The following is a 21,512-nucleotide window of genomic DNA, read 5'->3' as shown; positions in this document are numbered from 1 at the left end:
CGCCCCCCGCGCTCGCGTCATCCGGCGACGCCAACGTCACCTTTGGCCGCGGAGTCCGTCTCGCTGGCACCGGCCCGGCATTGCCTTCCTGTTGTTCTTCCCTTCGCTGACGCCACCCCTTCGCCCATGAACCGTCGTGCCTTCATCTCCCAAACCGCGGCCGCGGTGGCCGCCTCTGCCATGCTTCCTCGCGTCGCCTCTGCCGCCACCGCGCCCGCTGCCAGCGCCAACAAAGCCGCGGACGGGATGAACTACGCTCCGCAGGGCAAGCCCCGCCCGGTCGTCAAGCCGGGCGAGTTCATTTTCGCCGCCGCGCACCTCGACCACGGCCACATTCACGGCCAGTGCAACGGGCTCACCGAAGCGGGTGCCCAGCTGAAATGGATCTACGATCCCGACGCCAAGAAGGTCGCCGCGTTGCACGAGCGTTTTCCCGACGCGAAGGTCGCGCGTTCGCTCGATGAGATCCTCGCCGATCCCGCCGTGCAGCTCGTCGCCTCCGCCGCGGTGACGTCCGAACGCGGCCCGCTCGGCTGCCGCGTGATGGAAGCCGGCAAGGATTACTTCACCGACAAGGCGCCGTTCACCACGCTGGACCAGCTCGAACAGGCGAAGGCGGTGGTCGCGCGCACCGGCCGCAAATACATGGTCTATTACAGCGAGCGGATTCACAACGAATCCGCGATGTTCGCCACCGATCTGGTGCAGCAAGGCGCGATCGGTCGCGTGCTGCAGGTGATCGGACTCGGGCCCCACCGGCTCAACGCGCCCTCGCGGCCCGCCTGGTTCTTCGAGCGCGAAAAATTTGGCGGCATCCTCTGCGACATCGGCAGCCACCAGTTCGAACAATTTCTCACTTACACCGGCGCGAAGGACGCCAACGTGGTCCACGCCGCGATCGCGAACTACGCCCACAAGGAATATCCCACCTTCGAGGACTTCGGCGAGGCGTCGTTGATCGGCGACAACGCCACGACCAACTTCATCCGGGTCGACTGGTTCACGCCGGCGGGGCTCGGCGTGTGGGGCGATGGCCGCACGATCATTCTTGGCACGAAGGGCTACATCGAGCTGCGCAAATACATCGAGGTCGGCCGCGAGAAAACCGGCGATCACGTCTACGTGGTCGACGAAAAGGGCGAGCAGCACCTGCACGTCGCCGGCCAGGTGGGCTTCCGGTTTTTCGGCGAGCTGATCCTCGACTGCCTCAACCGCACCGAGAAGGCGATGACGCAGGCGCACGCGTTCAAGGCCGCCGAGCTCTGCCTGCGCGCGCAGGCCGAAGCCCGCTGGCTGACGTAGCCCGACTGCACGTCGAAGTTTGTAGGGCGGGGTCTCCCGACCTCCGCCACGTCTTTGCTCAGCAAAGCCCCCAGCGACGCATCATTTTTTCGACATGGGCGGGCAGAAAGTGAGATGCGCCCGCCGTGCTTCAGCTGCAGCCTTGCGTCGTTTCGCTCCACCCGCTTGCCTCCGCCGCTCCAACTTCCTCATGAAGAAATTCCTCCTGCCCCTCGCCCTGTTCGCCGCCACCACGTTCGCGTTCGCCGCGGACGAGAAAAAATCCGATACTCCGGACAAGGCCTGCTGCGAGAAGGCTGACAAAGCCTGCTGCGAAGAAAAGAAGGCCAGCGACAAGTGCGACAAGCCCTGCTGCAAGCAGGACGGCGCCGAGAAGAAAGCGACCGAAGAGAAGAAAGCCTGACCTTCTCCGTTCGTTCCCCGTGTTCCTGTAGGGGCGCAGACTTGCTGCGCCCTCTGTTTTTCAGGACGGCTTCGCGCCTACCGCTGCGTGAGCAGCCTCGCCTGTTTCACCAGTTCGACGAACTCCGCGCGGTAGCCGCCGGGGTCATCACTCGTGGCCGCATTGGCCCACGCGATCACGTCGTCGAGCGTCGCCACACCTTTGTACGGTGAGTCGCGCAAGATCATCCCGAACGCGGCCACCGCACTCGCAAACCGGAAATCTTCGCTCGCCTGGGCAAAGTTCCCTCCGTCGTCCTTCAGCGGAAACTCGAGCCGGGTGCTGAGCAGGGCCGTCGGCTGCTTGTAGCGCACTTTGAGTGTCAACAGCTCGTCCGCGTGCGCCAGCGTGCGCTTCTCCACGGCGGACGGCGCCGCGCTGGAGTAGGTGTAGCGTCGATCCTCCGGCTCGGTTTCTTCCGTGACCTCCGCGTCCTTCGCGCCAACCGGGATGATTTCATACAGCGCCGTCACCGTGTGCCCCGCGCCGATCTCGCCCGCGTCAATCTTGTCGTTGGCGAAGTCCTCCTGGTTGAGCAGCCGCTTCTCGTAGCCGATCAGCCGGTAGCGCGCCACCTTCGCCGGGTTGAATTCCACCTGCAGCTTCACGTCCTTCGCCACCGTCAGGAGCGTGCCGCTCACCTGCTGCACGAGCAGCTTCTCGGCTTCGCGCCGCGTGTCGATGTAGCCATAGCTCCCGTTTCCGCGGTCGGCGATCTGCTGCAGCATCGCATCCTTGAGGTTGCCCATGCCGAAGCCGAGTACGGTCAGGAACACGCCGGACTTCGCCTTCTCCTCGATCAGCCGCACCAGTTCGCCTTCGCTGGTCACGCCGACATTGAAATCGCCGTCGGTGCACAGGATCACGCGGTTCACGCCGTTCGCCACGAAGTTCGCCTTCGCGATGTCGTAGGCGAGTTGGAGCCCCATCGCGCCGTTGGTCGAGCCGCCCGCTCTCAGTTCGTCGATCGCGTCGAGGATTTCGCGCTGCCGCGCCACCGGCGTCGACGGCAGCGCCAGCCCGCTATTTCCCGCGTAGGTCACGATCGCGACGCGATCCTCCGGCTGCAGCCGGCCGAGCAACAGCCGCATCGATTCCTGCACGAGCCGCAGCTTGTTCGGCTGGTCCATCGAACCGGACACGTCGAGCAGGAACACCAAATTCGCCGCCGCGCGCCCGCTCACGGCCGCGTCTTTCGCCTTCAGCCCAATCCGCACCAGCCGGTGCTGCGCCGCCCATGGCGCCGCTGCCACCTCCAACGCCGCCGCGAAGGGGGCCTCCCCTGGAGCCGCGACGCCCTCGTCGCGGACTCTGCCCGGCGCCGCATAGCGATACGGAAAATAGTTCACCAGTTCCTCGATTCGCACCGCGTCCGCCGGCGGCAGCCGACCTTCGCGCAGGAACCGCCGCACATTCGCGTAGCTCGCCGTGTCGACATCCGCTGCGAACGTCGACAGCGGATGCTCGCGGGCGGAGAGGAAGTCGCTCTCGCGCAGAAAACGATACGCCTCGGTGTTCATCGCCTGGCGATGATCCCCCCGCACCCGCGTGCCGATGCCGGCGAAGGTTGTGCTCGCAATATATCCGTCCATCGCGGGTGCCTGCCCCGGGAACGAGCTCAAGGCCGCCGGCTCCTCGTTCGCCACCAGAAGCGCTTGCATCGCCGCATCTTTTTTTTGCGCGCGAGCTTGACGGACCTGCCGCTGCGTCTCCCGCAGTTCGGCGCGAGCAAGCGCACCGAAGGCGGTCGATTCCGGCGCAGCGAAACTCGACGTTTTGGACAGATTCGGCTGCCGCTCGACTTGCTTCAGCAGCGGCTGACCGGCAACCGGCGGCGCGGGCGGCGTTGCGACCACCGCGAACGCCTCCAAATCCGCTGGCGCCTGCTGCGGGGAAATCGGCAGATTGATCGGTTCCTCCACCCGACGCTTCTGCGCCATCGGTCCCGTCAAGGATGTCGTTGCAGTCAGCGCGCTATCGGCCGCGGCCTGAAGTTGTTTCGCGACAGGCGCCGCGACGCCAGTGTCGTGCGGCACGGAGTGCAGCGCCAACACCAGCACCAGGCACGCCGCCGCCAATCCGCCGCCGACCAAATACCAGCGCGAAAACCGCAGCAGCGTGCCCAGCTGCTTCGCTTGCTCCCCACTCGAACGTCCGCCATCGAGCTGATCTGGGGGGCCGGGAATGATCGCAGCCGTCTGCAAGCGCGAAGGCTGTTCCGCCACCTCGGGCAACGCCTCCGCCGCGAGCGCTTCGTTCATGTGTCCGGCCAGCGCGCGAATCGCCGCCACTTCCGCCTGCAGCGCCGGATCCGCCCGCACTGCCGCGTCGATCTGCTGCTGTTCCTCTCCCTCGAGTTCGCCCAGCGCGTAAGCGGTGAGCCGGGGGTCGTCTGTCGTGATGCGAAATTCGTTCATGTCATTTCCTCCTACGGTTGCTGCGCCGCCATCTCGGTGCGGAGCCGCCCGATCGCCGTGTGAATCAGGAAACCCACGTTGCTGACCGACAGCGCCGTGATCCGACTGATTTCCTTGTAGCTGAAACCATTTTGGAATTTCAGCCGGATGACCTCCTGCTGGTTCGGCGGCAGCGCGTCGATCAGCCGCAGCACGATCGCCTGCGTCTCCGCTTCCTCCAGCGCTCGCCCCGGCCGCGGTCCGGGCGCGCTCGTCTCCTCGAGTTGGCCCACCTCAAACGGTTTCATGCGCCCCTCCTTGCGCAGCACGTCCATCGCGCGGTTCCGGCACACCGTGAACAGCCACTCCACCACGTGGCCGTCGATCGCGGCCGCGCGCTGCTGCATGAGCTTGACGAACGTGTCCTGCACCACGTCTCGTGCGCGCTCGCCGTCTCCGAGCAGCCGCGTCGCGTAGCGCACGAGCGGCGCCTGCTGCTCCGCGAAGATGCGTTCCAGAAAACCAGCGTGTTCATGTGGCTGATCCCGTCCGGTCGTGAGGTCGGTGGACATGGGTTCTGGAAGGTAAACGGCTGAGCGCAGGATTTATTAGACCGACCGCGTCAGGAACACCGCAAAATCTTGCCGCGCCCGTCTGCCGCACTCCGGCGCCTTCACCGCCGCGCCCTGCTGTGTGGCACGGGCGTCCCGCCCGTGCGTTTGGGCGGAATCGCCGCCGCTCTTCCGCGCGCGCATTATCTCGAATCAGATCGCCGCGCCTAAAGCACGCCACTGTGCTGGTCGTCCCACCCGCCGCACCCGCCACCACGCCACTCCCGGCTTGCCACCGGCCGCACGCTGCGGCTTGCTCGCAACCACAACCCACCGCCCCATGTCGAACGTCTTCATCACTCTTCTTCGCGCGCGTGTGGGCCTCCCGGGCTCCTGAACCGGCTGACTCGCCCGCCGCTCCGAGCGGGCCTCGCAAATTCGGAAGATCGCCGCCCGCTCCCACCCGAGCGGGTTTTTTCGTGTCCTGTCTGGTTCCGAATTTCATCTGTGTTTTCTCAACTCCAACTCGTCTGGTCGATCATGCGTGGCCAGCGGCTGCGCTACAGCCTCGCGCTGATCTGCCTGACCCTCGCCACGGTCATCACGTTCGGCGTCCCCCTGGTCGGCACCGCGGCGATTGATCACGCGATCGGCACCCCGGCTGCCGCGCCCTCTTCACCGCGGCTGATCGCCTGGCTGCTGCAGGCACTCGGCGGTGCTGATCATCTTCGTACCCACCTCTGGCTCGCACCCGTCGCGATGGTGGCGCTCGCCTTGGTGGCCGGGGTGTTCAGTTACGTGAAAGGCTGGCTCGCCGCGCTCGCGAGCGAACAGATTGCACGCCAGCTCAAGGATGACCTCTACGATCACCTTAACCACCTGCCCGCCACCTACCACGACCAGGCCGGCACGGGCGATCTCGTGCAGCGCTGCACCAGCGACGTCGAGACGACGCGCCAGTTTCTCGCCACGCAGGTGATGCAGATCGGCAACGCGGCCGTTCTCGCCGCGGCGGCGCTGCCGCTGATGCTCGCGCTGGACGTCCCGATGACGCTCGTGTCGTTCGCGCTCGTCGGCCCGCTGATCGTCTACGGCTACGTTTTCTTCCGCAAGATTCAGCACGTGTTCCGTGAAGTCGACGAAGCCGAGGGCGCGCTGACCGCGGTGATTCAGGAAAACCTGACCGGCATCCGCGTCGTGCGGGCGTTCGCCCGGCAGGAGTTCGAACGCAACCGACTCGCCACGCCCAACGCGCTTTTCCGTGATCGCAACATCCGCATGCTGCGGCTGATGTCGTGGTATTGGTCGATCAGCGACTTCGCCGCGCTCAGCCAGCTGGGGCTCGCGCTGCTCGTCGGCGCACACTGGGTGGCGCAAGGCCGGCTCAGCATCGGGCTGCTGTATGGCTTCCTCGCGTATCTCAGCTTGATGCTGTGGCCGGTACGCGAGATCGGTCGGATCCTTACCGACCTCGGCAAAACCTCGGTCGCGCTTTCGCGCATTCGCGAGATCCTCGCAGTCGCGCGCGAGCGCGACCCCGCGCCCTCGTTCCGCCTCGCCCTGCTCCCCGAACGGCTGCGCGGCACGATCGCCGTGCGCGATCTGCACTTCGCCCACGCGGGCGGTGCGCCCACCGCCGAAGGCGCCGGCGCGCTCAACGGACTCTCGTTCGATGTCGCCGCCGGCGAGACGCTCGCCATCCTCGGCCCCTCTGGCGCCGGCAAGAGCACGCTCATGCACCTGCTGCTGCGGCTCTACGACTACACGGAGGGCTCGATCCGACTCGACGGCCACGAGCTCTCGGCGCTGCCGCGCTCGTGGGTGCGCGGCCAGATCGGCGTCGTGATGCAGGAGCCGTTTCTTTTTTCCAAAACGCTCCGCGAAAACCTCCGGCTCGGCCACAACGACGCCGCTGACCCGGACATCCACGACGCCGCGCGGATGGCTGGCATCCACGAAACAATCCTCACATTCGAGGAGGGTTATGCCACCCTCGTCGGCGAACGCGGCCTCACCTTGTCCGGTGGCCAGCGGCAGCGCCTGGCCATCGCCCGCGCCGTGCTCAAGCGTCCGCCGCTGCTCATCCTCGACGATGCCTTGAGCGCGGTGGATGCGGCGAACGAGGCGGCGATTCTCCACGCGCTGCAGCAGCGCCGCGGTTCCGCCACGACGCTGGTGATCGCTCACCGGCTCGCCACACTCGCGCACGCCGATCGGATTCTCGTGCTCGACCACGGCCGGATCATCCAGTCCGGCACACACGCGGAGCTCGCGGGGCAGCCTGGTCTCTACCAGCGGCTCTGGGAAATCCAGACCAGCATCGCCGCCGAGCTCAACCACGACCTCAAGTCCGCCTGACCATGCCCGCCGCTTTTCACCAGGAAGATGAGTTCCGGGCCCGCCTCGACGCCGGCCTGTGGTGGAAGATCTTCCGCCGCGCGTTGCACCTGAAGCGTTACCTCGTGCCGCTTCTGATTTCGGCCGTCGGCATCGCGGTCTGCGACGCCACCTACGTCCAAATCACCCGCTGGGTGATCGACGGCGTGGCGCGTGACGGTGCCGATGCGCCGTTCACGCTCTACATTGCCGCAAGCTTCGGTCTCACCCTCGCGTTCGCGGTCGCCGTGTGGGTGCTGATCGAGACCGCCGGCAATATCGCCCACCGGCTCGCGCACGACATCCGCCGCGACTGCTTCGACCGGCTGCTGTCCATGGAGCTGGCCTTTTTCGACACGCGCCCAGCGGGCTGGCTCATCGCGCGTCTCACCGCCGATTGCAACCGGCTCGCCAACGTCCTCGCATGGGGATCCCTGGATTTCACCTGGGGCCTCAGCTACCTCGTGCTGGTGGCGATCAGTCTGCTGCTGATGAACTGGCGGCTCGGGCTGCTCGTGCTCGCCGTCGTTCCGCTGCTCGCGCTGATCTCGGTCTACTTTCAACGCAAGATGCTCCTGAGCGCCCGCGAGGTTCGTCGCGTCAATTCGCAGATCACCGCCGCGTTCAACGAATCGATTCAGGGCGTCCGCACGACGAAGTCGCTCGTGCGCGAGCAGGCCAATCTCGCGGAATTCCAGCACCTCTCGACCGGCATGTTCAGCGCGGCGGTGCTCAACGCACGCCAGAACGCCCTCTACTTTCCGCTGGTGACGACGCTCGGCACGCTCGGCGCCGGCCTGGCCTTGTGGCGCGGCGGCTATTTGGTGGAGAACGCGGAGCTCAGCCTCGGCACGCTCGTCGCGTTCATCAACTTCGCGATCCAGTTCTTCCACCCCATCAACCAGCTCGCCTTGAAACTGGCCGAGCTGCAGAGCGCGCAAGCTGCCGGCGAACGCGTGCTCGGACTGCTCGCCGCCGAACCCGCGATCAAAGACACCCCCGTCGTCCTCGCCGCGGTTGCGCACGCCTCCGACTCCGCCGCTCAATCGAAATTCGAAATTCGAAAATCGAAAATCTCCCCGCTCGCGCCTGACGGACTTCCCGGAGCAATCGACCGAATCGAGTTCCGCGCCGTGAGCTTCCGCTACGCGACCGGACCGACGGTGCTGCGCGACTTCCATCTGCGGGTGCAACGCGGCGACACCGTTGCGCTCGTCGGCGCGTCAGGCGGAGGCAAGAGCACGCTCGTGTCGCTGCTGTGCCGGTTCTACGAGCCCAGCTCCGGGCAAATTCTCGTCAACGGTCGCGACTACCGCGAACGTCCGCTTACCTGGTATCAGTCACAGTTCGGCGTCGTTCTGCAGACACCGCACCTGTTCCAAGGCACGATCCGCGACAACATCCGCTACGGCCGACTCGACGCCACCGACGCCGAGGTGGAGGCCGCCGCCCGGCTCGTGAATGCGGACGAATTCATCCGCCGGCTCGATCACGGCTACGACACGCCCGTCGGCGAAGGCGGCAACCGGCTTTCGACCGGCCAGCGCCAGCTGGTGTCCTTCGCCCGCGCCCTGCTCGCCAACCCGCAGGTGTTCGTGATGGACGAAGCCACGTCCTCGATCGATACCGAGACCGAGCGACTCATCCAGCGCGGACTGGAAACGATGTTCGCCGGCCGCATCGCCTTCGTGATCGCGCACCGGCTGAGCACGATCCGCCGCGCCTCGCGCATTCTCGTCATCGATCACGGCCGCATCGCGGAAGCAGGCACGCATGACGAATTGCTGCGGCAGCGCGGCCACTACTACCAGCTCTACACCGGCCAGTTTCACCACGAGCGCGAAGCGGCCGTGCTCGCGTCCGCCGACCGGTGACCGCGGCCAAGATGGCGCCTGCCGGCACGGCAAGCTCCACGTGTTGCCGCCGCCGCTTCCGGCTGGCGCTGGAGGGCTCTCCGGCTTTCTTCTGCGCCATGCGCTTCTGGTGTTTCCCGCGGCTCGTTTCTGTTCTCTGCGCCGCCCTGCTCGCCGGCTCCTGCGCGCGGCGCGAGCCACCAGTCGAGGTGGCCACGCGCGAGCACACCCTGCTCCTCGGCAATCTCGCCGAGCCCACCGATCTCGATCCGCACACGTCAATCACCTACACGGATCAGAACGTGATCCTCGCGCTGTTCGAGGGACTCACCGCACTCGACGAGAAAACCTCCCGCGCGGTCCCCGGGGTCGCGGAACGCTGGGACGTTTCCGACGACGGTCGCACCTACACCTTCCACCTGCGGCCCGCGGCACGCTGGTCCAACGGCGACGCGGTAACCGCGCGCGACTTCGCCTACTCGTTCGAGCGCATCCTCTCGCCCGGGCTCGCGTCCGAATATTCCTACCTGCTCTGGCCGATTCGCGGCGCCCAAGCCTTCAACCGCGGCGATGTAAAGCCGTTCGCCGACGTGGGTGTCACCGTCGTCGACGACCACACGCTGCGACTCACGCTCGAACGGCCGACACCCTACCTGCTTGCGCTTGCCGCCAATCCCGTGTGGTTCCCGGTGCACCGGGCGACGATTGAAAAATTTGGCCGGATCGATCAACGGAGCACCGCCTGGACCCGGCCGGGCAACCTCGTCGGCAACGGCGCGTTCACGCTCGCCGAGTGGTTGCCCAACGCCCGGATCGTCGTTTCCAAAAACGCACACTACTGGGGCGCTGCGGCGAACACGCTCGAGAAGATCGTTTTCCTCCCCACGGAAAATCCCGACGTCGAGGAGCGCGGGTTCCGCACGGGACAGGTGCACATCACCTATGGCGTGCCGATCGAGAAGATCGCCCGCTATCGCGAGACCGCGCCCGAACAGCTCCGGCTCGATCCGTTCCTGCAGACATTCTTCTTGCGCTTCAACGTCACGCGTCCCCCGCTCGACCGGCCCGAGGTGCGTCAGGCGATCGCACTGGCGATCGATCGTGAAGCCCTTGCGCGCGCCGTGCTGCGCGGCTCGCGACTCGCGGCCCCGCACTTCACGCCGCCCGGCTGCGCGGGCTACACGGCCGAGGCGCGCGTCGGCTTCGACCTCGCGAAAGCCCGCGCGCTCCTGGCCGACGCCGGATTTCCCAACGGCGAAGGGCTGCCCGTGCTGGAGTTTCAGTTTCGCAACGATGACACGCAGCCCAAGGTGGCCGAAGCAATCCAGTCGATGCTCGGGCAGATCGGCGTGCGCGTGAGCCTCGCGCCGTTCGAGCAAAAGACGTGGCTGCAAAATCAGCAGTCGCTCGCCTACACGATCGTCTTCTCGGCGTGGGTCGGCGACTTCGCCGATCCCGCCACGTTCCTCGACCTGTTCGCCGGTGGTGGCGGCAACAACTGGACCGGCTGGGCGGACGCGGAGTACGACCGGTGGCTGCAGGAGGCTTCGCGCCTCACGGATTCCAACGCTCGATTCGCGCTTTTCCAGCGGGCCGAAGCGCGGCTGCTGGCGCAGGCGCCCATCACGCCGCTGTTCTTCGGTGCCCGCACCTATCTGATCAATCCGGCGGTGAAGAACTGGGAGCCCGCCCTGCTCGGCTTCCATCGCTACCAGTTCGTCCGGCTCGAGCCGGCCGCGCCCGCCTACTGACGGCCCCGGCCAGCCAAGCGATTCCGTTCTCTAGCGCCGCGTAGCCATTTTCACGTATTACGTGAAAATGGCTACCACCCCGTCTTCGACTCAGGCGAAATTTCCTCGAACTCCGTGCGCTCGCCGCCAGCTCCTTCGGCAACCACGCTCCGAATCAATTTCACGTAATACGTGAAAATTGCCCTCCGGCCCGCCCTAGCTGGTAGCTGACACGGGAGGGTGCCGGGCAGCGACGGCATGACGTTGTGAAACACTTGTCGCGTTCGCCGACTCTGCCATCGTGCCGCCATGCGCCTTCGCCGTCTGCCACTCACGTTTGCCTGCCTCGCGTGCTTCGTCGTTTCGATCTGTCGGTCCGCAGACGTCGAGTTCGTTCGCGTGTGGCCGGGCTGGCGCAACGCCGAGTCGTTCGAAACCATCTCCGAATACTTCACCGGCCGCGAACACCACGGCAGCCACGTCGTCCTGCGCACGCACCCCGACGCCCGCGCCGGTTTCTATTTTCTGGTGCGCGTGGCCAACAGCGGCGGCGCCCGCGCCAACGCGCAGTTCACGCTGCAGGTGATCACCCCCGACTCGCCGGATCCGAAGACCTACCAGTTTCCCGTCGATCTGCCCGATCGCGGCACGGTTTACCAACTGGGGCTGACCGGCCCGGCATGGCCCGACAGCAGCGCGCATCCCGTGGCTTGGAAGCTGGAGCTCAAGGCCGCGGACGGCGCGCGTCTCGCCAGCGCCCAGAGCTTCTTGTGGGAAAAGCCGGCGAAATAGCGCCGAGAGCGATGTCGCCTTTTCGGCCGGCGTTCCTCGTCGATTGACGATCGCCCGCATGACTCCGCCCGCATCGCGCTCGTTGATCCCCGAGGCGCCGGCCTCAGGCTGGTCCGAATGGCAGCGCCTGCCCAGCGCTGAGACCTTTTCGCCGCGCGTGCTCGCGGAGATTCTCGACGGCGGCCAGGCGTTTCGTTGGCAGCGCACGTCAGACGTCACTTGGCTAGGTCAATTCGGCGATGGCGTCGTCCGGATCGCGCTCACCGCCGAAGGCCAGCTGGCGTGGTCTTCTCCGTCCTCGCTCACGGCACACGTGGGACCGGCGTTGGTCGCCTATCTCGATCTCGCACGCGACAGCCGCACGCTTGCCGATACGCTGCCGTGGCGGAGTGACGCGCACCTCGCCCGTTGTCTCGAGACTTTCCCGGGCTTGCGGATTCTCCGGCAGCCTTTCGGCGAAACCCTCCTCGGCTTCCTGTGCAGCGCGACGAAGCAGATCGTGCAGATCAAACAGATGGTCGCACTCCTCGCCGACCGTCACGGTGCACCAGTTTTGCCGACCACTGCTGACCGATCTTCCCTCGCGAACCGTGCGGCTGCCCTGGGAGATCCCTCAACGCTCAATCCTCAACCCTCGACTCCGTTCCACCGCCTTCCCACCTGGCCCGAGCTCGCGGCGGTTTCCGAAGCCGAGCTGCGCGCGTGCTTGCTGGGTTTTCGCGCTCGTTACATTCACCAAACCGCGCAGTTCCTGGCGGCGCACCCGGGCTGGCTCGCCGAAACCGAAGCTCTCCCCTACGCCGCGGCCAAGGACCGGCTCTGCTCGCTGCCTGGCGTGGGCGAAAAGGTCGCCGACTGCGTTCTCCTGTTCGGCGCCGGCCGGCTGGAAGCGTTCCCCGTCGACGTGTGGATCATCAAGACGATGGCGGCGCGCTACGGGCTGCAGGGCTGGAAACCCGCGCAAATCGCGCAGTTCGGCCGCGTGCATTTCGGTCCGCTCGCCGGACTCGCGCAGCAATACCTGTTCGCTTACGAGCGCGCCGCCGCGCGTCCGCCGGTCTGAGCTCGCGGGAAAACCGCGCGGCGAACGCCGGCTACGGCGCCTTCTGGATCAACTCGATCTCGTAGCCTTCGGGCGCGTCGATGAAGGCGATCACCGCGCCGCTGTCCGTCCGCGTCGGTCCGTCGCTCAGCGGATAACCCTGCTGCTTCAGCTCCGCGGCAAATTTTTCCAGATCGTCGACCTCGAACGCCAAGTGCATCAGGTCCGGCTGCACCTGCACGCTCGGGCTGTTCGGCAGATACGTGAGCTCGATCTCCTCGTCGCTGTTCGGCGTCGCGACGAACACGAGCTGTGCCCCGCGCGGCGAGGTGTGCCGGCGCACCACCTTCAGCCCAAGCACGTCCTGGTAAAACTTCACGGTGCGCTCGAGATCGTTCACGCGCATCCGGGTATGGAGGAGTTTCTTGATCATGCGAACGCACTGTGTGCGGATCTCCGTGCCCTGCCAGTGGAAAAGCGGGATGCGTCGGCCCGCACCGGATTGGGCAGCGAAGCTCGCTGGATGGCCTGCCAGCCGTAGTCCCGCGGCCGCGGGATGAAGGATGGTGCTCGGGACAGGACTTGAACCTGCACGCCTTACGGCAAAGGCTTCTAAGACCTTCGTGTCTGCCATTCCACCACCCGAGCGACGAGGAGTGCTGAGGGCAGATTGCCGATTTCCGATCCGCCGAGGCAAGCGAAAGCTGGAGCGACGCCGCCCTCACGTCCTGTCCTTCCCGGCTCAAACCACGAAGACACGGCTCCAGCTTGGCTTACGGCCTAGGTCCGTTTACTGCTTACCGTCTTCTGTTTACTGCCTGCCACGCTCACGATTCAGCCACACCTTCGCCGCGCTCTTCATCCGCGTCAGGATGTAATACACCGTCTGACTCCGCAATCGCACGAGCTGGCCGCCGACGATCTTCGGCACGAAATCCTGCGGCACGTCGAGAACCTGCTCCGGCGTCGCGCCATCGAGTCCCTTGCAGAGAATCGCCGTCATCGCTCGCGTCAGAGTCTGCACGTGCGGGCCGAGCGTAATCCGAAAATGCGCCGCGCGCGCCGGCTGCTCGACATTGAGGAACACGCCCACCGTGTCGGTGCACTCCTCGTCTTTACGCGTGTCCTCGAGATCAAACGTCTCGCCCGTCTTCGGCGCGCAGTGCGCCGCGCCGTCGGCGTAGGCGATCAGGTTCTCGCGTTTCTCCTCGTCGCTGAGGTGTTCGAAAAACTCGACGATCTCCGTCAGATTGGGCGGATAGCTCACAGATTTTCGAATGTTGATTTTGGATTTTCGATTCTGCGAGAAGGCGCCGTCGACCTTTTCGAACGATCGGCGGCATCCCTAGCGCATTGCGACACTCTCCTTCGGCACCGCTCGCTGTCGCACCGGCCGGTCTGGCTAGAAATCAAAAATCGCGAATCCAAAATCGAAAATTCGTTCATCCCGGCTGCTCGCCCTTGGCGATCGGCGAGCGGACCATGTTGCCCCACTCCGTCCACGATCCGTCGTAATTGCGCACGCGCTCGTAGCCGAGCAGGTAGCTCAACACGAACCAAGTGTGACTCGAGCGCTCGCCGATCCGGCAGTACGCGATGATGTCGTCGTTCTTCTTCAACCCGAGCTGCTCGGTGTAGATCTTCTTCAACTCGTCGAAGGTCTTGAACGTGCCGTCGCTGTTCACTGCCGTGCCCCACGGCACGCTGCGCGCGCCCGGCACGTGCCCGCCGCGCAGCACACCTTCCTGCGGATACTCAGGCATGTGCGTGATCTCGCCGCGGTATTCGCCCGGCGAACGCACGTCGATCAGCGGCTTGCGCCCGCGCGAATGCTCCAGCGCGTCGGTGTAAAATGCTCGGATCACGTCGTCGTGCCGTTTCGGCGGTACCGGATAGTTCGTCGGTGTCACGTTCGGCTTATCCCGGGTGATCGGTCGGCCCTCGGCCTTCCATTTCACGCTGCCGCCGTCGAGCAGTTTGACCTTGGTGTGCCCGAACAGCCGGAACGCCCACAACGCATACGCCGCCCACCAATTCGATTTGTCCCCGTAAAACACCACCGTCGTGTCCGGCGTGATGCCGTTGCGCGAGCACACTTCAGCGAAACGCTCCGGCGACACGTAGTCGCGCTGGGTGTTGTCCTGCAGGTCGCCGCGCCAATCGATGTGCACCGCGCCGGGAATGTGTCCCGTATCGTAGAGCAACAAGTCCTCGTTGCTCTCGACGATCCGGATCCCCGGATCGTGCAAATGCCCCTGCAGCCAGTCGCCATCGACCAGCACCTCGGGATGTGCATAGGCGGAAAACTTCGGATTCATGTCGCCGTCACGTTGTCTCCGCCGGCCCACTTCGCAAACGGCGGACCGGAAATCCTTGGTCGCGAAACCGTCATACGACCGGCTTGACGGGCGGAAATCTGACGCATGCTTCGGATTGCGAAGTGGACGCGACGCCTGGTCGCGTCGGTTTGATGTCGCCCCGGTCACCGGGCTCACCGAGCTCGGCTACATTAGACTACAGCGCGGTTCCGAGCACGTCGCCCATTCGCGCGTAGGTCTCCACGTGCTGCGCGCTCTGCGCGATCATGTCCTGCGCGAACTCGATCCGGCCGCGCTGGAAAACAGTGATCACGCACGAGCCGCCGAAGGCGAAAAACCCCTTTTCGGCTCCCTTCACCACCGCTCGGTGCGGCACAAATGTTTGCCGGATGCTGCCGACGTTCGTCGCGCCGACCTCGATCTGCGCCACGCGGCCGAACACCGGCGAGTCGATGAGCGTGACGACGCGCTTGTTCTGCACCAGGTAGTGCAGGTTGTGTCGCAGCGCCACCGGGCTCACCGAGTAGAGCCAGCCGTTGATCAGCCGCCATTCGCCCGGCGTCCCGTCCACGGGGAAATGGAATCGGTGGGAGTCCACCGGACACAGTCGCGAGATCAGCATCCCGCCGCCGGCGAACGTCCGCGCGAGTTCGCGCTCCGCCTCCGGCAGCCGATCCTCGGCGAACAACTCCGCGAGTGTGAAGTGCTCGCCCTTCACGTAGTAGCCAGCCGTCGTCTCGACATTCGGAAACACCAGGTGCCGGCCATCCGCCGGCAGAATGGCGGCGCGCTCGCCCGGCGCGATGGGCCGCGCCTCCGGCTTCAGCGCCCGGTAGAAGAATTCGTTGAACGTCTTGTAGTCGAAGGCCGACTTGGCGAATTCATCGACATCGATGTCGTAGGCGGTGATGAACGGCAGGATCCGCAGCGCGCTGACCTTTTGGTTCATCTTCCGGCCGTACCACCACGAGAAAAACTTCCGCCGTGCCAACAGCCACACGAAGAAGCGTCCGGCCGGATTCTCGTAGGCGAACCGCAGCCAACCCTCGCCGAACACCTTCTCGGTTTCGATTCGTTGGTGGTAGCGATGATAGAATCGGATCGGCTCGGCTGGCATGGAGGACACGAACGATTGCACAAAACCCTCTCCACGCAAAGTCGATTCAGCCGATTCGCCGCGACGAGGGCGGTGTAGCCGGGGTCGCTGACCCCGGCCAGATCTGTACTCGACACGCAGGCCGCAGCCCAGACGCCTCACTCGAAATCCACGAATCCTGCGAACGACCATTCTTCAGGCATTCTCACCAGTCCTGCCCGAACCGGATTCTGCCGCACATACTCCCATTTTTCGCTGCGCGATTCGCGAGAACGCAGCAAATGATCGAAGAACTCCGGCTGCCAAAGCGGCGGCGGCAGACGCAGCTTCTTCAGGATGCGCTTTGCCGTCCATTCCTTCCATTTGCCGACCGCCATCGCCAACGGTTTCGCGCTCGTCGATTCTGGTGCGATGAAGAAATGCACGTGATCAGGCATGATCACATACCGACCGACGGCCCAGCCATGGCGCCCACGCAGGTGCTCCCACTCTTCACGCAGGATGCCTGCGACCTCTGACGTACTCAGGAGAGATCGGCGCGCGGTGACACATGTCGTGACAAAATACACTGGCTGCTTTTCCCAAACGAGATGCAGCCGCTGCAGGTGCCGATGCACTGTCACGGTGCCATTCTGGGCGCATCGGTGCACCCCGCGAGAAAGATTGTGGCGAAGGCTCAATGCAGCGGGGCGCCATGTAGCCGGGGTCGCTGACCCCGGCCCAGCCCGGGCTCAACGAGCCCGGCTACATCAGCCGGCTCGCCGCGACCCCTCACCCTTCCCCCGCCGCATTCTGGCTGACGCTCGTGCCGGCATACTCCACGACCTGGCGGATCGACTCGCGCACGATCTCCACGCCCGCCGCCAGCATCGTCTCGTCGGTGATCAACGGCGGCAAAAACTTCAGCACGTTGCGCTCTGATCCGCAGGTTTCGATCACCAGCCGTCGCGCGAACGCTTCACGGGCCACCGCCTGGCATACCGCCGACTGCTTGAACTCCAGGCCCCAGATCATCCCCACGCCGCGCACCCGCGTCAGCTGCGCCGGAAAATCGCCGATCAGATCCTGCAACGACGCGCCGAGCCGGCGGCCCCGCGCACTCACCGTCTCCGCGAACTCCGCCGTCGCCCAGAAACTGAGCGCTTCCGCCGCCGCCACGAATGCGAGATTGTTGCCGCGAAACGTTCCCGTGTGTTCACCCGGCTGCCATTGATCAATATCGGGCCGGATCAGCACGAGCGACATTGGCAGCCCATAGCCGCTGATCGACTTCGACAGCACCACGATGTCCGGCGTGAATCCCGCGCGTTCGAAACTGAAAAACGTCCCGGTCCGGCCGCAGCCGACCTGGATGTCGTCGACGATCAGCAGCACGTCGCGTTCGCGGCAGATCCGCGCCACTTCCTGCAACCAGCGATGCGAGGCGACGTTCACCCCGCCCTCTGCCTGCACGGTCTCCAGGATCACCGCCGCCGGCAGATCCACGCCGCTGCTGCCATCGTCCAGCAGCTTGCGCAGCACCGCCGCGGTGTCCACGTCCGGCCCGAGGTAGCCATCATACGGCACGAACGAAACATCCTGCCGCTGCACCCAGGCTTCGTGGCGATAGTGCTCGTTGGCGGTGGCCGCGAGCGCGCCGAGGCTGAGTCCGTGATACGCATTGGTGAACGCCACCACGTTCCGCCGCTGCTTCACGCGGCGCGCGAGCTTCAACGCCGCCTCGACGCCGTTCGCGCCGGTCGGCCCGGTGAACTGCACCTTGTAGTCCAGTCCACGCGGTTTCAGGATGATCTCCTCGAACAGCGCGAGAAACCGCCGCTTGGCCTCGGTCGCCATGTCGAGGCTGTGCGTTACTCCGTCCGTCTCCAGATAACGGATCAGCGCCTGCTTCATCGGCTCGGGATTATGCCCGTAGTTCAGCGCCCCGGCGCCGGCGAAAAAATCGAGGTAGCTGCGACCCTCACGATCGAACAGCTGCGCGCCCCGGCCCTTCTCGAACAGCACGGGAAACGAGCGGATATACGATCGCACCTCGGATTCACGTCGCTGGAAGACATTCATCGGTTGCGAGCTTGGGGAGTTTCTCCCAGCCGTCGAAAAAAATCGAACACACGTCGGCGGCGACGCGGCGCCAATCCGGATGCCCGTAGGGGCGCAGCAAGTCTGCGCCCCTACGTCTCAACTCACGGCCCGGCTCACCCGCTCGATCGCAATCTTTCCAGCGTCGTCCGCAGCTGCGCCGCGTTCGGTCCCAGATGCGGTGGCGCAAGCATCACGTTGTGGGTGCCCTCGCCCACCACTTCGACGTAGCGGCCCCGCGTCGCCTCGTTCCAGCCGCGGCGGCTGACGAACAGCCGCCCCTCTGCGTCATAATGTTCTCCCGGTTCGGCTGAAACCAGTCCGTAGATATCCGCGGTGATCACGGCTTCGTCCAGGGCGCGGGCCAGATAGTCGAAATAGCACGCGATCAGCCGCGTCGCCTTCTCGCGCAGCACCGGCGTGGCCACGTGGTCACGCACGCTCTCGTGCCCGAGGAACTCCGCGGTCACCCGCTCGACCTCGCCCGCCGGAATCGTCATCGGCCGCAGCAAGCGGCCGGAATCCACCATCACCACGCCGGCGACGCGCGCCCCCCGGCGTTCCAGCTCGGCCGCGACGTGATACGCGAGATTGCCGCCCGCCGAATACCCCATCAGCACGTGAGGTCCGGCCGGATCGACCTCCTGCACGAGTGTCGCATAGTCGGCGATCCGCGTTTCCGCCGCGATGAAGTTGAACCCGTACACCGCGTAGGGCCGCAGTTGCTCGGCCAGTTGGAGGTAGCCCAGCGCGTCGCCCGTGCCCGGCGGAAACACGAACACCGGCGCGCCCGTGGCGTCGTTCAGCTTTACCCGCGGCTCGTCGATGCCCTCCACGCCGAAACGCGCAGCGTCCAGCACCACCCGCGCCTGCTCGCGAATCGTGGTCGCCTTGAACACGGCGGCCAGCGGCAGCTCGACCCCGAACTTCTGGCGCATGCCGGACACGAGCTTCATCACCTTCAGACTGTGTCCGCCCGACGCGAAGAAGTTGTCCGTCACGCCGAAGTCCGACCGGCCCAGCACTCCCGTCCACAGCGCCGTCAACTCCCGTTCCACCTCGTTACTCGGCGGCACGATTGCCCGCTGCGCCGCCGCGCCGCGGTCTGGCAGCGGCAGCGCTCGACGGTCCACCTTGCCGTTGCTCGTCAGCGGAAACGCCTCCAGCGCGACAAAGTGCGCGGGAATCATGTACTCGGGCAGCTGCCGCACCAACTCGGCGCGCACGGCCTCCAGGTCCAGCTCCGCCGTGCCCCGCAGATACGCCACCAGCGTCAGCGTGCCGTCGCCGAAATCACGCGCCACGACGACTGCCTCCTTCACCGTGCCAAGCTGCTGCAGCCGGCTCTCGATCTCGCCGAGTTCGATCCGGAACCCACGGATCTTCACCTGCAGATCCTTGCGCCCGCAGAATTCCACCGCGCCGTCGTCGCGCCAACGGCCGAGGTCGCCGGTCCGATACAGCCGCTCCCCGGGCGCGAAGGGATGCGAAACGAACTTTTCCCGCGTCAACGCCTCATCGCCCAGATAGCCGCGCGCGAGCCCGTCACCACCGACATAGAGTTCGCCCACCACGCCCGGAGGCACCGGCGCCCGTTGCGCATCGAGGAGATAGGCCGTCGTGTTCGCGATCGGATAACCGATCGGCACGTCGTCCGTGAACTCCCGCGTGATCGGGAAATGCGTCGAGAACGTCGTGTTCTCCGTCGGCCCGTAAACGTTGCTCAACGCCAGCGCCGGGTGCGCCGCACGCACCGCGTTCACGTGGTGCGTGGACATCCGTTCGCCGCCCGTCAGCAGGCAGCGCAGCCCCGCGAACAGCGACACATCCGCCTCCGCCAGCTGGTTGAACAGTCCCGTGGTCAAAAACATCACGGTCACGCCGTGCCGGCGGATCAACGCCTTCATGACCGCGCTGTCGAGCATGTCGCGCTCGCCCGGCCGGCAGAGCGCGGCCCCGTTGAGCAGCGCGCCCCAGATTTCGAACGTCGACGCATCAAACGAAAGCGCGCCCGTCATCAGGATCCGATCGTCCGGCCGCAGCGTGAGGTAGTTGGTGTTCCGCACCAGCCTCAGGATCGGCCGGTGTTCAACCAGCACGCCCTTGGGTTTCCCCGTTGTGCCGGAGGTGTAGATCGCATAAGCCAGCCGCGCCGGCCCGCTGCGCTCCGGCACCGGCGCCGGCAACTGGTCCGCGATCGCCCGCCGATCCAGCTGGTGACGCCGGCGCGCCGGTCGCTCTTTCGCCGCCGCGCCGCCCGCGGTCGACCGCTTGCGGATGTGCAGCATCGCATCGTAGCCGAACCGCGTCAGCTCGCTCTCCACCTCACCGAGCAGCGCCGAATACTCGATGCGCTCGATCTCCGGCCATTCTGCCTGCAGATCGTTCCAGAACTCGCGCGCGACGAATAGATCCTCCGACCGGTCGAGGTGCGTGCGAAAATTTTTCCCCGCGTTCGTGCGCTGGAACTCCGCCAGATCGCGGATGAACTCCAGCCGCCGCTCCTCGTCCCAGATGTGACCGAGAAAAACCACCCCTTCGTCGGCCATCAGATCGATCGCCTGCCGCAACACGGTCCGCAGGTAGTTGTGACCGCTGAAGCATTGCAGCACGCTGTTCATCACCACCACGTCGAACCCGCGCTCGCCCGCCCGCGCGACGGCGTGCGCCGGCAGGTGTTCCAGCCGGACCTGCTTCAGTCCGCGCCGCTCCACCTCGCCGCGGGTCCAGCGCAAAATCTCCCCCGACAGGTCCGTGCCGAGGTAGAACCCGGCCTGCGGCGCGAGCCCGAACAGACTGATGCCCGACGAACACCCGATCTCCAGTACGCGTGAGTCCGCCGTCACATGCGACGCGACTTTCCGCCGGACGTTTTCGCCGTACGCCGCCATCACCTCGCGACTCAGCCACTCGCCGGTGTAACTGCTTTTCCAGCCGCCGCCCGAGATCTCGTCGACCAGTTCCTTGCCCACGAAATCCCACACCTCTTCTCGCATCAACTCGCCCGTCGGCTCGATCTCGGCCTGCACGTCCTCGCTGTCGACGCACAGCAGCACCGTCAGATCCGGACAGCTCCAGTGCAGCCGGTTCAACAGCCGGATATCCGCCCGGCCGCCGACGAGAAATCGCGCCTTCGTTTCCCGCAGCATGTACTCCAGCCGCGCTGCCGGCGTGTCGGCGTCCAGCGGCAGGTACGCGCCGCCGGCCTCCAGCACTCCCAGCAGCGTCGTCACCAGACCATAAACATCCTCGAGCATCACCCCGACAAACCCCTCGGACGTCAGTCCACGCTCGACGAACAGCCGCGCGAGCTGGTTCGCCCGCGCCGCCACCTGCGCGTAGGTATAGCTCCGCTCGCCCGCGAAAACCGCGACCGCGTCCGGCGTCCGCGCCGCCTGCGCGGCAAACTCCGCGTGCACCGTGCTGTCGCGCGGATACGCCGTCGCGGTGCGGTTGAAGCCCGCGACTTGGTCCCGCAGCGCACGCTGCGCATCACCGTCGCCGACAATGGAGAATTGGCCGAGTTTCATGCGCA

Annotated in this window: 16 protein-coding genes and 1 tRNA gene; 7 read left to right on the top strand and 10 right to left on the bottom strand. The window is 65.7% G+C overall.

What is annotated here, in order from left to right:
* The first annotated feature begins 180 nt into the window (after positions 1-180).
* Together OTER_RS10065 and OTER_RS10060 are read left to right on the top strand one after the other, a co-directional pair.
* Positions 181-1,302, top strand: a complete 1,122-nt coding sequence (locus OTER_RS10065) for a Gfo/Idh/MocA family protein (protein ID WP_044891691.1) — start codon at positions 181-183, stop codon at positions 1,300-1,302.
* Between the two features lie 190 nt (positions 1,303-1,492).
* Positions 1,493-1,705 carry a hypothetical protein gene (locus OTER_RS10060; protein ID WP_012374807.1) on the top strand — a complete coding sequence of 71 codons (213 nt, stop codon included), beginning with the start codon at positions 1,493-1,495 and terminating at the stop codon, positions 1,703-1,705.
* 77 nt (positions 1,706-1,782) lie between these two features.
* Here the strand turns inward: OTER_RS10060 and OTER_RS24040 are convergent, their stop codons facing one another.
* Positions 1,783-4,161, bottom strand: coding sequence for a YfbK domain-containing protein (locus OTER_RS24040; protein ID WP_012374806.1), 2,379 nt, complete (start codon positions 4,159-4,161; stop codon positions 1,783-1,785).
* Between the two features lie 11 nt (positions 4,162-4,172).
* Entirely contained in the window at positions 4,173-4,712 is a 540-nt protein-coding gene (locus OTER_RS10050; RefSeq protein WP_012374805.1) for an RNA polymerase sigma factor, read from the bottom strand.
* Between the two features lie 486 nt (positions 4,713-5,198).
* Between OTER_RS10050 and OTER_RS10045 the strand changes: the two genes are divergently transcribed.
* The 5 genes from OTER_RS10045 to OTER_RS10025 all read left to right on the top strand — a co-directional run bounded on the left by OTER_RS10045 (position 5,199) and on the right by OTER_RS10025 (position 12,505).
* Positions 5,199-7,049: an ABC transporter ATP-binding protein gene (locus OTER_RS10045; protein WP_148218073.1), complete on the top strand. Its 1,851-nt coding sequence runs from the start codon at positions 5,199-5,201 to the stop codon at positions 7,047-7,049.
* Between the two features lie 2 nt (positions 7,050-7,051).
* Positions 7,052-8,941, top strand: coding sequence for an ABC transporter ATP-binding protein (locus OTER_RS10040; RefSeq protein ID WP_012374803.1), 1,890 nt, complete (start codon positions 7,052-7,054; stop codon positions 8,939-8,941).
* Positions 8,942-9,039: 98 nt separating this feature from the next.
* Positions 9,040-10,671 (top strand): peptide ABC transporter substrate-binding protein, encoded by a 1,632-nt coding sequence (locus tag OTER_RS10035; protein ID WP_012374802.1) that lies wholly within the window; start codon positions 9,040-9,042, stop codon positions 10,669-10,671.
* A 288-nt stretch (positions 10,672-10,959) separates the two neighbouring features.
* Positions 10,960-11,442: a hypothetical protein gene (locus OTER_RS10030; RefSeq protein WP_012374801.1), complete on the top strand. Its 483-nt coding sequence runs from the start codon at positions 10,960-10,962 to the stop codon at positions 11,440-11,442.
* Between the two features lie 58 nt (positions 11,443-11,500).
* A complete protein-coding gene (locus OTER_RS10025; RefSeq protein WP_012374800.1) occupies positions 11,501-12,505 on the top strand; it encodes a DNA-3-methyladenine glycosylase family protein in 1,005 nt (334 codons plus the stop codon).
* A gap of 31 nt (positions 12,506-12,536) precedes the next feature.
* Here the strand turns inward: OTER_RS10025 and OTER_RS10020 are convergent, their stop codons facing one another.
* The 8 genes from OTER_RS10020 to OTER_RS24035 all read right to left on the bottom strand — a co-directional run bounded on the left by OTER_RS10020 (position 12,537) and on the right by OTER_RS24035 (position 21,507).
* Positions 12,537-12,917, bottom strand: a complete 381-nt coding sequence (locus OTER_RS10020; protein WP_012374799.1) for a VOC family protein — start codon at positions 12,915-12,917, stop codon at positions 12,537-12,539.
* 131 nt (positions 12,918-13,048) lie between these two features.
* Positions 13,049-13,132, bottom strand: a tRNA-Leu gene (locus OTER_RS10015).
* Between the two features lie 163 nt (positions 13,133-13,295).
* Positions 13,296-13,751, bottom strand: coding sequence for a SufE family protein (locus OTER_RS10010; protein WP_012374798.1), 456 nt, complete (start codon positions 13,749-13,751; stop codon positions 13,296-13,298).
* A gap of 175 nt (positions 13,752-13,926) precedes the next feature.
* Positions 13,927-14,802, bottom strand: coding sequence for a sulfurtransferase (locus OTER_RS10005; RefSeq protein WP_012374797.1), 876 nt, complete (start codon positions 14,800-14,802; stop codon positions 13,927-13,929).
* 196 nt (positions 14,803-14,998) lie between these two features.
* The gene (gene asd, locus OTER_RS10000; protein ID WP_012374796.1) at positions 14,999-15,919 is read right to left on the bottom strand and encodes an archaetidylserine decarboxylase; all 921 of its coding nucleotides are present in this window, start codon (positions 15,917-15,919) and stop codon (positions 14,999-15,001) included.
* 137 nt (positions 15,920-16,056) lie between these two features.
* Positions 16,057-16,515 (bottom strand): REP-associated tyrosine transposase, encoded by a 459-nt coding sequence (locus tag OTER_RS25145; protein ID WP_425496020.1) that lies wholly within the window; start codon positions 16,513-16,515, stop codon positions 16,057-16,059.
* Between the two features lie 154 nt (positions 16,516-16,669).
* On the bottom strand, positions 16,670-17,959 hold the full coding sequence (gene ectB, locus OTER_RS09990) for a diaminobutyrate--2-oxoglutarate transaminase (RefSeq protein ID WP_012374794.1): 1,290 nt from the start codon (positions 17,957-17,959) through the stop codon (positions 16,670-16,672).
* A gap of 134 nt (positions 17,960-18,093) precedes the next feature.
* Positions 18,094-21,507, bottom strand: a complete 3,414-nt coding sequence (locus OTER_RS24035; RefSeq protein WP_012374793.1) for an amino acid adenylation domain-containing protein — start codon at positions 21,505-21,507, stop codon at positions 18,094-18,096.
* Positions 21,508-21,512: the final 5 nt, after the last annotated feature.

The organism is Opitutus terrae PB90-1, from assembly GCF_000019965.1.
In the GTDB taxonomy this organism is placed as follows: domain Bacteria; phylum Verrucomicrobiota; class Verrucomicrobiia; order Opitutales; family Opitutaceae; genus Opitutus; species Opitutus terrae.
This window is presented reverse-complemented; position numbering and strand designations above follow the sequence as displayed.

Excerpts from the sequence above, each read along its gene's own strand:
- OTER_RS10065 (WP_044891691.1), top strand. The coding sequence starts at position 181 with ATGCTTCCTCGCGTCGCCTCTGCCGCCACCGCGCCCGCTGCCAGCGCC.
- OTER_RS10060 (WP_012374807.1), top strand. The coding sequence starts at position 1,493 with ATGAAGAAATTCCTCCTGCCCCTCGCCCTGTTCGCCGCCACCACGTTC.
- OTER_RS24040 (WP_012374806.1), bottom strand. The coding sequence starts at position 4,161 with ATGAACGAATTTCGCATCACGACAGACGACCCCCGGCTCACCGCTTAC.
- OTER_RS10050 (WP_012374805.1), bottom strand. The coding sequence starts at position 4,712 with ATGTCCACCGACCTCACGACCGGACGGGATCAGCCACATGAACACGCT.
- OTER_RS10040 (WP_012374803.1), top strand. The coding sequence starts at position 7,052 with ATGCCCGCCGCTTTTCACCAGGAAGATGAGTTCCGGGCCCGCCTCGAC.
- OTER_RS10035 (WP_012374802.1), top strand. The coding sequence starts at position 9,040 with ATGCGCTTCTGGTGTTTCCCGCGGCTCGTTTCTGTTCTCTGCGCCGCC.
- OTER_RS10030 (WP_012374801.1), top strand. The coding sequence starts at position 10,960 with ATGCGCCTTCGCCGTCTGCCACTCACGTTTGCCTGCCTCGCGTGCTTC.
- OTER_RS10025 (WP_012374800.1), top strand. The coding sequence starts at position 11,501 with ATGACTCCGCCCGCATCGCGCTCGTTGATCCCCGAGGCGCCGGCCTCA.
- OTER_RS10020 (WP_012374799.1), bottom strand. The coding sequence starts at position 12,917 with ATGATCAAGAAACTCCTCCATACCCGGATGCGCGTGAACGATCTCGAG.
- OTER_RS10005 (WP_012374797.1), bottom strand. The coding sequence starts at position 14,802 with ATGAATCCGAAGTTTTCCGCCTATGCACATCCCGAGGTGCTGGTCGAT.
- asd (WP_012374796.1), bottom strand. The coding sequence starts at position 15,919 with ATGCCAGCCGAGCCGATCCGATTCTATCATCGCTACCACCAACGAATC.
- ectB (WP_012374794.1), bottom strand. The coding sequence starts at position 17,959 with ATGAATGTCTTCCAGCGACGTGAATCCGAGGTGCGATCGTATATCCGC.
- OTER_RS24035 (WP_012374793.1), bottom strand. The coding sequence starts at position 21,507 with ATGAAACTCGGCCAATTCTCCATTGTCGGCGACGGTGATGCGCAGCGT.